At 35.3% G+C, this 9,510-nt stretch carries 10 protein-coding genes; 3 read left to right on the top strand and 7 right to left on the bottom strand.

The window, feature by feature from the left end; genetic code table 11:
* Positions 1-363 precede the first annotated feature (363 nt).
* Complete coding sequence (locus GA0061081_RS07810; RefSeq protein WP_091349381.1) at positions 364-915, top strand: hypothetical protein; 552 nt, start codon at positions 364-366, stop codon at positions 913-915.
* 19 nt (positions 916-934) lie between these two features.
* Positions 935-1,504, top strand: coding sequence for a hypothetical protein (locus tag GA0061081_RS07805; RefSeq protein WP_091349379.1), 570 nt, complete (start codon positions 935-937; stop codon positions 1,502-1,504).
* 150 nt (positions 1,505-1,654) lie between these two features.
* On the opposite strand, the gene dnaJ is transcribed toward GA0061081_RS07805, so the two are convergent.
* Positions 1,655-2,782, bottom strand: a complete 1,128-nt coding sequence (dnaJ, locus tag GA0061081_RS07800) for a molecular chaperone DnaJ (RefSeq protein ID WP_091349377.1) — start codon at positions 2,780-2,782, stop codon at positions 1,655-1,657.
* A 127-nt stretch (positions 2,783-2,909) separates the two neighbouring features.
* The gene (gene dnaK, locus GA0061081_RS07795) at positions 2,910-4,829 is read right to left on the bottom strand and encodes a molecular chaperone DnaK (protein WP_091349374.1); all 1,920 of its coding nucleotides are present in this window, start codon (positions 4,827-4,829) and stop codon (positions 2,910-2,912) included.
* A gap of 230 nt (positions 4,830-5,059) precedes the next feature.
* Here dnaK and satP point away from each other — a divergent pair, with 230 nt between their 5' ends.
* Positions 5,060-5,638 (top strand): acetate uptake transporter, encoded by a 579-nt coding sequence (satP, locus tag GA0061081_RS07790; protein WP_091349371.1) that lies wholly within the window; start codon positions 5,060-5,062, stop codon positions 5,636-5,638.
* Between the two features lie 61 nt (positions 5,639-5,699).
* Here satP and GA0061081_RS07785 read toward each other — a convergent pair whose 3' ends face one another.
* From GA0061081_RS07785 to GA0061081_RS07765, 5 genes are all read right to left on the bottom strand, one after another.
* Positions 5,700-6,653, bottom strand: a complete 954-nt coding sequence (locus GA0061081_RS07785; protein WP_091349368.1) for a hypothetical protein — start codon at positions 6,651-6,653, stop codon at positions 5,700-5,702.
* Positions 6,654-6,795: 142 nt separating this feature from the next.
* Positions 6,796-7,239: a PTS sugar transporter subunit IIA gene (locus GA0061081_RS07780; RefSeq protein ID WP_167349330.1), complete on the bottom strand. Its 444-nt coding sequence runs from the start codon at positions 7,237-7,239 to the stop codon at positions 6,796-6,798.
* 15 nt (positions 7,240-7,254) lie between these two features.
* Positions 7,255-7,752: a PTS sugar transporter subunit IIB gene (locus GA0061081_RS07775; protein ID WP_091349363.1), complete on the bottom strand. Its 498-nt coding sequence runs from the start codon at positions 7,750-7,752 to the stop codon at positions 7,255-7,257.
* 32 nt (positions 7,753-7,784) lie between these two features.
* Positions 7,785-8,645: a PTS system mannose/fructose/sorbose family transporter subunit IID gene (locus GA0061081_RS07770; protein WP_091349361.1), complete on the bottom strand. Its 861-nt coding sequence runs from the start codon at positions 8,643-8,645 to the stop codon at positions 7,785-7,787.
* 43 nt (positions 8,646-8,688) lie between these two features.
* Entirely contained in the window at positions 8,689-9,510 is an 822-nt protein-coding gene (locus tag GA0061081_RS07765) for a PTS mannose/fructose/sorbose/N-acetylgalactosamine transporter subunit IIC (RefSeq protein ID WP_091349396.1), read from the bottom strand.

The raw sequence follows: 9,510 nt of genomic DNA, 5'->3' as shown, positions 1-9,510 counted from the left end.
TTTTTTGTTAAAAATTTGTAAAGTTTTGTTAAAGGATGAGTCAGCTTATGCTTGTATGCTTTGGGGAATAGTTTTGGGTGGTGTTTTTTAGCTAAAAACCAATAAATAAAAACTTGAATAAAATCAATACCTTTCCTGACCGATTTTTGGACGGAAAATCAGGCCTTTTTTGTTTTGGTGAATAGAATAAATTGAGTGCAGTGTTTAGTGTGTAGATAGCTAAATAATCAGTCTGATTGGTAGATTTATTTTGCTGTTTTTTTTCACTATGGCTGCTTTTTATTGTTTACTGGTGCTTAAGTTATTATTTTATTATAATAAAATAATAACTTAAGGAATTAATATACAAATTGGAAAGAAACAATGCTAAAAAGTTACTTTTTATTATTCGCTTTGTTATTTTGTATCCCAACTTGTTGGGCTGATGGTTTAACAAAAGAGCAGGCGGAAAATCTTGAGCTTGCAGGGGTTAAGCTTGGAATAACCGAACCGGAACTGGTTGAATTACTCAAAAACCAATATCACCTTTCTGAAAATGACTTTACTGTTAGTGAGCAGCAAATGGCATTACCGCCAACCAAAATAGATGGAAAAAGCATAACTACTTGCACAATTAAGATCTATGAAGTCGTTTTAAATACCAACCATCCAGAAGAAACGTTAACAATTCAACTTAAAGACGATATCACGCATAATCCTCCACAAAAAATGGTGGTTTATAGTATTTATCATACCATGCCATATACAGTAGAAAGTGCGCAGAAGGTTTATAAGGAGTTAACTGAAAAATATGGTAAGGAAGAAACAACAAACTTTTTCGGAATAAAAGTCTGGCGTTACAACGCATACCATTTAGGCTTATCCCCAAAAACTGAGGGTAAATTCTATGTATCTATTCGGAGCAATGGACTATAACACAACTAGGAGCTAAACAATGTTAAAAAAGTACTTTTTATTATTCACTTTGTTATTTTGTATCCCAACTTGTTGGGCTGATGGTTTAACAAAAGAGCAGGCGGAAAATCTTGAGCTTGCAGGGGTTAAACTTGGAATAACCGAACCGGAACTGGTTGAATTACTCAAAAACCAATATCACCTTTCTGAAAAGGACATAAAGGTTAGTGAAAAGAACATGCGATTACCGCCATCAAAAATAGGCGAAAAATCGATAACCGAAGGCACAATCAAAAGCTATGAAATAACTTTAAATGCCAACAATCAAGACGAAAAATTAACCATTAGACTTGAAGATGACTTAGAGCGTAACCCTACCCAATTGGTTGTGTTCAATGTTTATAAAAAAATGACATACACAGCAGAAATAGAGCAGAAAGTTTATAAAGAATTAACCCAAAAATATGGTAAAGAAGAATATAAAAACATAGTAGGGGATAAAATATGGAGCTACAAACCATACTCTTTAAATCTATCCCGAGAAAATAACGGTAAGTTTTCTGTTGAAATTTTGACCGAAAAATATCGTAAGCAAAAAACAGGATCGTAGTAAAAAACGAAATAGTTACATAAACAGTTAATTTGGCTAAAAGTTTTTGTTTTTGTGAATAAATAGGGATGGGTGTAGAGGTCTGAATGTTGGCTAACACACGATTGAACAAGTTATTTTACTGTTCAATCGTGCTTTTGCTATATCAAATTAACCAAAAAACTTTTTCACTTTGTCAAAGAAGCTTTTTTCTTTGGGGCTGTGTTTAGAGTTTTTATCGGCTTTAAAGCTTTCACCTAATTCTTTAAGCAGCTCTTTTTGTTTGCTCGTTAGGTTAACGGGTGTTTCAACCACAACATGGCAGTAAAGATCACCTACCGCACTACCGCGTAATGATTTGACGCCTTTGCCTCGTAGTCGGAACATTTTACCAGTCTGTGTTTCAGCCGGAATCGTTAAGCTGACCTTGCCATTAAGGGTTGGTACTTCAACTTCGCCACCGAGTGATGCCAAGGCAATATTAATTGGAATTTCGCAATGCAGATTGGTGCCGTCTCGCTCAAAAATAGCATGTGGTTTAATTTGCATTTGAACATATAAATCACCTGCTGGTGCACCATTTAAACCTGCTTCGCCCTCACCAGATAGTCGAATACGGTTGCCTGTATCAACACCGGCTGGAATAGTAACAGACAATGTTTTCGTTTTTTCAACGCGACCTTCACCATGACATTTTTTACATGGGTTTTTAACCACTTTACCCCGTCCATGACAAGTTGGACACTCTTGTTGCACGGCAAAAAATCCTTGTCGCATTTGTACAACACCTGCACCATGACAGGTATTACACGTGACCACATCAGAGGATTTTTCGGTGCCTTGCCCATGGCAAGTATCGCAACTTACCCAAGTTGGTACTTTAATTTCTTTACTAACACCTGCTGCTGCTTCTTCTAATGTTAGAGTGATATTGTATTGTAAGTCATTGCCGCGAGATGCGGTTTGACTGCGCCCACGACCACCACCAAAGAAATCGCTGAATATATCGTCGAACGCACCACCGCCAAAGCCACCAAATCCGCCGAATCCACCCGATCCACCTTGTCCTTGTTCAAAAGCAGCATGTCCATATTGATCATAAGCCGCTTTTTTTTGCGGATCAGTTAGGATTTCGTAAGCTTCTTTCACTTCTTTGAACTTTGCTTCGGCTTCGGCTTTGTTATCTTGATTTTTATCAGGATGATATTTCATCGCTAGGCGTTTATAGGCTTTTTTTATCTCACTTTCACTGGCACTTTTACTAACGCCCAATGTTTCATAATAATCTTTCTTCGCCATAATTAACCTTTATTTTTTTATGATTGTATAAACAACTAAACGGGCTTGAGTTACCTCTTGCCCGTTTAACTTGTTATATGCTTAAAACTTGTTGAAATAACTCATTAAAAAACATTGTAGTTAATGTTTATTTTTTATCATCATCAACTTCTTTGAAGTCTGCATCAACAACATCATCTTGCGCATTAGTGTTTCCACTATTTGCTTGACCGGCACCTTGAGCTGCTTGGGCTTGTTGTTGTGCTAATTCAAGCAATTTTTTAGATGCTTCCATTAATGCATTAATTTTAGCTTCAATTTCTGCTTTATCTTCGCCACGAGCGGCAACTTCTAAAGCACTGACTGCATCTTCAATTGCTTTTTTATCATCAGCTGATAACTGATCACCGGCTTCAGTCACTTGTTTACGTGTTGTGTGAACAAGATGATCGGCTTGGTTACGAGTTTGAGCTAGCTCTTCAAATTTACGGTCTGCATCAGCATTCGCTTCTGCGTCGTTTACCATTTTTTGAATTTCTTCTTCACTTAATCCTGAAGAGGCTTTAATCGTAATTTTTTGTTCACGTCCAGTATTTTTGTCTTTTGCAGATACATGCAAAATACCGTCAGCATCAATATCAAAAGTAACTTCAATTTGTGGCATACCGCGAGGTGCAGGTTGAATACCATCTAGATTGAATTGACCTAATGATTTGTTATCGCCCGCACGTTTACGTTCACCTTGTAACACATGAATGGTTACAGCTGATTGATTATCTTCAGCAGTTGAGAACACTTGACTATGTTTAGTTGGAATAGTTGTGTTCTTTTCAATTAAAGCGGTCATTACACCACCCATAGTCTCAATACCTAAAGACAATGGCGTAACATCAAGTAATAACACATCTTTAACATCACCACCAAGTACACCACCTTGAACAGCCGCACCAACAGCAACCGCTTCGTCAGGGTTTACATCTTTGCGTGGTTCTTTACCAAAGAAGTCAGCAACCGCTTTTTGAACCATTGGCATACGTGTTTGACCACCAACAAGAATAACGTCTTTAATGTCAGAAACAGAAAGACCTGCATCTTGTAATGCTGTTTTTACAGGATCCATTGAACGTTTAACTAAATCTTCAACTAAAGACTCAAGTTTAGCGCGTGTTACTTTAATATTTAAATGTTTTGGACCACTTGCATCAGCAGTGATATACGGTAAATTAATATCAGTTTGTTGTGCTGATGATAATTCAATTTTTGCTTTTTCTGCTGCTTCTTTTAAACGTTGCATTGCTAGCGGATCATTTTTTAGATCGAAGTTTTGTTCACGTTTAAATTCGTCAACTAAATAGTTGATTAAGCGTGAGTCAAAATCTTCACCACCTAAGTGAGTATCACCATTTGTTGCTAGTACTTCAAAGGTTTTTTCGCCATCAACGTCGTCGATTTCGATAATAGAAATATCAAATGTACCACCACCAAGGTCATAAACAGCAATAGTACGGTTACCTACATCTTTATCTAAACCATAAGCAAGGGCTGCAGCTGTTGGTTCGTTGATGATACGTTTTACATCAAGTCCAGCAATACGACCAGCATCTTTGGTTGCTTGACGTTGTGCGTCGTTAAAATAAGCAGGAACAGTAATTACCGCTTCAGTCACTGCTTCGCCAAGATAATCTTCTGCTGTTTTTTTCATTTTCTTTAATACTTCGGCAGAAATTTGTGGTGGCGCAATTTTTTGACCTTTAACATCAACCCATGCATCACCATTATCGGCTTTTACAATTTTATATGGCATGATGCTAACGTCACGTTGTACTTCGGCATCTTCAAAACGACGACCAATTAAACGTTTAATGGCAAATAATGTATTTTGTGGATTGGTTACTGCTTGACGTTTTGCTGGTTGACCAACTAAGATTTCACCATCTTGAGTATAAGCAATAATGGAAGGGGTTGTGCGATCGCCTTCTGCATTTTCTAATACTTTTGCTTGGCCATTGTCCATGACAGCAACACATGAATTTGTTGTACCTAAATCAATACCAATAATTTTACCCATAGTCTTTCTCCTCAAAATCTGTATTTTATTTCTTGTATATAGGTCTTAAATATTAATTTTCAAGCCTTTATTTCACAAAGAAATGTTTTTGTTTTCACATAAATGGGAACATTATTATTAATATCAAGGGGGGTAAAAAAATAATTTTCTCTGAAATCTTGATTATCGCGTTTTCTGCACTTATCATTGCCGCTCTTTTTTAATCATCAAATTTAACCTATAGGATCCTTATGGAACAAACAAAACTTGCAAATCCTGGCCCTCTTGGCTTAATGGGATTTGGTATGACAACAATTTTATTAAATATTCATAATGCTGGATTTTTCCCTGCTATGACAGTCATCGTCTCAATGGGTATTTTTTATGGCGGCCTTGCACAAGTCATTGCTGGTATTTTAGAATTTCGAAAAGGTAATACGTTTGGTACAACGGCATTTACTTCTTATGGTTTCTTTTGGATTGCGTTAGTGGGTATTTGGTATTTACCAACTTCACCAGCAACAGCACCATCTGATGCTACCTTTGTTGGTATTTTCCTTGCTTTATGGGGAATTTTTACTGGCTTTATGTTTATTGGTACATTAAAAGGTAACCGCGCATTACAATTTGTTTTTGCTAGTTTAACGGTTTTATTTGCTTTATTAGCCATTGGTAATATTTCTGGTAACCATGGCATTATCCATATTGCCGGTTTTGAAGGCATTATTTGTGGAGCAAGTGCTGTTTATTTAGCAATGGCTGAAGTGATTAATGAACAATACGGTCGTACCATTTTACCTATTGGTGCACCAAAAGGCGCTGCACATTAATTTTTCTATCACATCTACCCAATCGGTTGGTAGATGTGATCGCTTTCCCTCTACTCAAATACTATTTTTGATTGTTATTGGCATAACGAGTTGTTAATGAACGGCATACATCATGAAGCGACTGGGTATGTTTTTCGATTATTTCGTTAGATAAGTAGTTGTCTTTTGATGAATGAGCATTATTAATAACAATTTTACCCTCTTTATCTATATTACCAGATGTGATCATGATGTAATTGGGTAATTGGGTTTCCATTTTTCCTGTATAAATAGTCTTACCTTCTATTTGTAGACTAGATCCTTCGGGTTTTAGATAAATTAAATCATTGCCATTACCAATACTGTCTATAAAAATAAATTTTTTGTCCTTCATTTGGCTAGAGTAACTTTCCAGCATTTTTAAGCCGTATTGGCCGCTGTTGCCTCCATCATATAAAACAAAGGCTATTTTTTTCTTGTCTTTTTTGTCGAGTTGATTAATTAAGTTAATAATAGTAATAATACTTGATGAATTACAGACAAAATTCTTTTGATTAGGAATGCCGCTTTTAAATTTAAATACAACAAAAAATAGCAAAACGGTTGAAATAATTGAGCTGATGCCAGAAAAACTAAAAAAGCCTTGAGTACTAATATTTGGAAGAAAGACAAAATAATTTAATATCAGCGATATAATAAATAAAAAAACAATAGGCGCAATGCTGATAAAGTAATTTAATTTATTAAATTGCGGTGTAAATGCATAGTTTTTTTGAAGATTAAAACAGTTAATAGCCGTATCATAATAAGTGCAGATGATTAATTCGGCCTTATTTAAATCACCAATATAAGCATTGTAGTAGTTTTCATACCGTCTTGTGGCTAATTTTAATTTAGCCAGTTTTGCATCAACTATATAGCCTAATTGACTGAGTTCTTTAGATATCACTCTTAAAAAAGCAATCTTTTCTTTAGAAGAAAACCGTTTGCCAAAGATGACGCAATATCGTAGAACAAGATCTTTAAGTATTTCCATTTTTAATAAACTATCTAAATTTAAAATAATATAGTGAATAAACCTTTATACAATCCGATTAACTATGAAGATAAAAAATAAGTTGATAGGTATAAACTAAAAACTATCAACTTAATAAATAATATTAGTTAAATTAAACTAATTAATAATCGTCTTCACTTTCAGATTTGTTGGAATGCATAATATTTGCAATAGCATCTTGAATGTTTTCATGCCCTGATTCAATACACTCTTTTGTCAACTCTTGGAGTGATAGCGAATCTCTATTGCATACTGCATTAATTACCATTGGCAAGCTCATACCAGTAATAACGCGAACATTCATGCCAAAATCATGCCATTGTGGCACACATTGCATTGATGCGTTATAAGGTGAAGCCCCATACAGATCGACAAAAACTAAAACACCATCGCCAGAATCTAACGATTTGGTACAATTAAATAAATCTGTTTTTAATTGATTAATATCTTGCCCTGGGTTAAGTGATAATGCTTCAAATTTGTCTTGTTCTCCAACAATCATTGTTACACTATCTTTCATTCCTGATGCCATTTTGCCATGGCTAATTAATAAGACACCTATCATTTTTACCATCCTAGATTATTCAAACATCTTAATTGCTTCATTTAGTGTTACTTTTTTCAATGAAGGCGTTGCTTGAAAATAGATATCCATATTAGGGAAACTCTTTTGTAAATCAATCAATAGATCAAGTTGCTCTTTGTTAATGGATACTTCTTTGATTATTGAAGTTGCACCAGGCACTAGCGGTAATCCACCAATATTAAGGTTGGTTATTGGTACCCCAGCTTTAATAATTTTATACATTACCTCAATATTTTTAGTAATTAAGATAACATTAAAATCATCATATTTGCGATCATTCCAATATCTTACCGCGCCATCTTCTTTTAATACTCTGATTTTATGGCCTGTACTAGCACCGGCACCTAAAATGATATTTTTTGTGAACTCATCATTTGCTGAATAGTCATCGGCAACGAATAAGGCATTAGCCCCAGCCGCTTTAGAAACGTTAGTTGCAACTTGACCATGAATGAGACGACTATCTACACGAGCTAAAACAACTTTTCCCATAATTTATAACCTCTATTTTTTATATCGCTATTTTATAAAATGCCAATTGCAGCTAAAACACCCAGTATGATGGTTAACCCAACTAATGCTCTGGTGACTTTTAAACCTTTCTTAGAAAAATAAAAATAAAGCCCCATGACAACAACAAGCGGTAACACACCTGGTAAGATTTTATCCAATGTATCTTGTATAACAAACTCTTTACCTGATAAAGTAAATTTTAAACTTGATGAGACTTTAATATAGCTCGCGGCTAAAATCCCCATCATAAACAGACCTAAAATAGATAAGCCTTCTATAAGCATCTGCATTTTGTTACCCACAACTTCTGTAGCAGCATTTCTACCTAATTTAAATCCTAATTGTGCAAAATAATATCCAACAAAAAGTTGATATATTACAAAAGCAAAGAAAGGGAACAAGGCACCAATTGCTAATCCTTCTTGTGCCCAAGGAAGTGCAATTGCAATAAAAATATATTGTATAGTACCCGAGTCAATCGCATCACCAATACCGGCTAATGCTCCCATTAAACCCGCTTTAGTATTATAAAGTACATCATCATCAATACTAATTGGTTTGTTTTGATAAACCTCATCGGCTCGAACTGACTCAAGTGAGGCCATAATTCCTGAAATTGTTCCTCCACCCCAAGTTATTTGAGTATTAAAAAACAATAAATGTCGTTGGTAAGCAGCTGCCAGTTCGCTCTTTGATTTATATAATTTTTTAAGGATTGGCATTAACCCCCACATCAATGATGCCGCAAGATAACGATCAAATGAGTGTGGGATTTCGTTGGCATAATACCATCGTAACCAAGCAAAAGTTATATCCTTTTTAGTAATAGTTTCTGGTTTTAGATCAATGCTTTCTTGTACTATTTCTGTCATTATAAAATTCCTCTATCTAATTGATTCATCAAATCACTGTAGATTAATAATCGTCATCATCTTGATTGTTATTATTTGAATTATTTCTAGGCTGATCCGCCGCAGAATTTACTGCTTCACTTTTTGCAAGAACGAAAATAAAGGCAACAATAGCTCCCACAATCGCATAAGTTACCATTGTTATATTCAGTGGTTTGGCCATTACTGCCATAAAATAAGCCAATAAGAAGAAAATGATGTAGCTCTTTTTACCAATAACATAAATGGTTAATGCAATACCAACTGCGGCAAGCCCACCACCAATAACGTTAAGAATATGGAAAACCACTCCTCCGGCATTGGATTTAATGACATCAGCAATAATCGGTGCTCCAAAATATAGTGCAACAAACATAAACGGAACAAACAAGGCAAAACTACAAATTATTGGTAATATAATTATAGAAAAAGTTAATCCTGAACTATTTGCTTCTTGCGCATATCTTTCAGTTAATTTCATAATCATAGTGTTAAAGAAAAATCTTAGTTGATACAAGTAAGATCCTAATAAACCAACGGGTACAGCAACTGCAACCGCGGCGGTTGGCTCCATATTTCCAAGCAACGCAACAGGAACAGCAACTGCAGTTGCAATAGCAGGCTCTGATGGCATTTGACCACCTGGCGAAAAAACGCCCATGTAAATTAATTGTATTGCTGCAGTTGTTATCATGGCATTTGGAATATCATTAAAAACAACACCAACAATTAAACCTGTCATCATTGGGGTAAACCTTAACGTTAAGGTTGCGCCACCTAATCCCCGTGACATAACCATTGCAACCCATATGGAAATAATCGCCGCTTGAAGAAACGTTACATGCAT

This window comes from Gilliamella bombicola, from assembly GCF_900094945.1.
Lineage (GTDB): Bacteria > Pseudomonadota > Gammaproteobacteria > Enterobacterales > Orbaceae > Gilliamella > Gilliamella bombicola.
The sequence above is the reverse complement of the archived record's forward strand: the minus strand, read 5'-3'. Positions and strand labels throughout refer to the sequence as shown.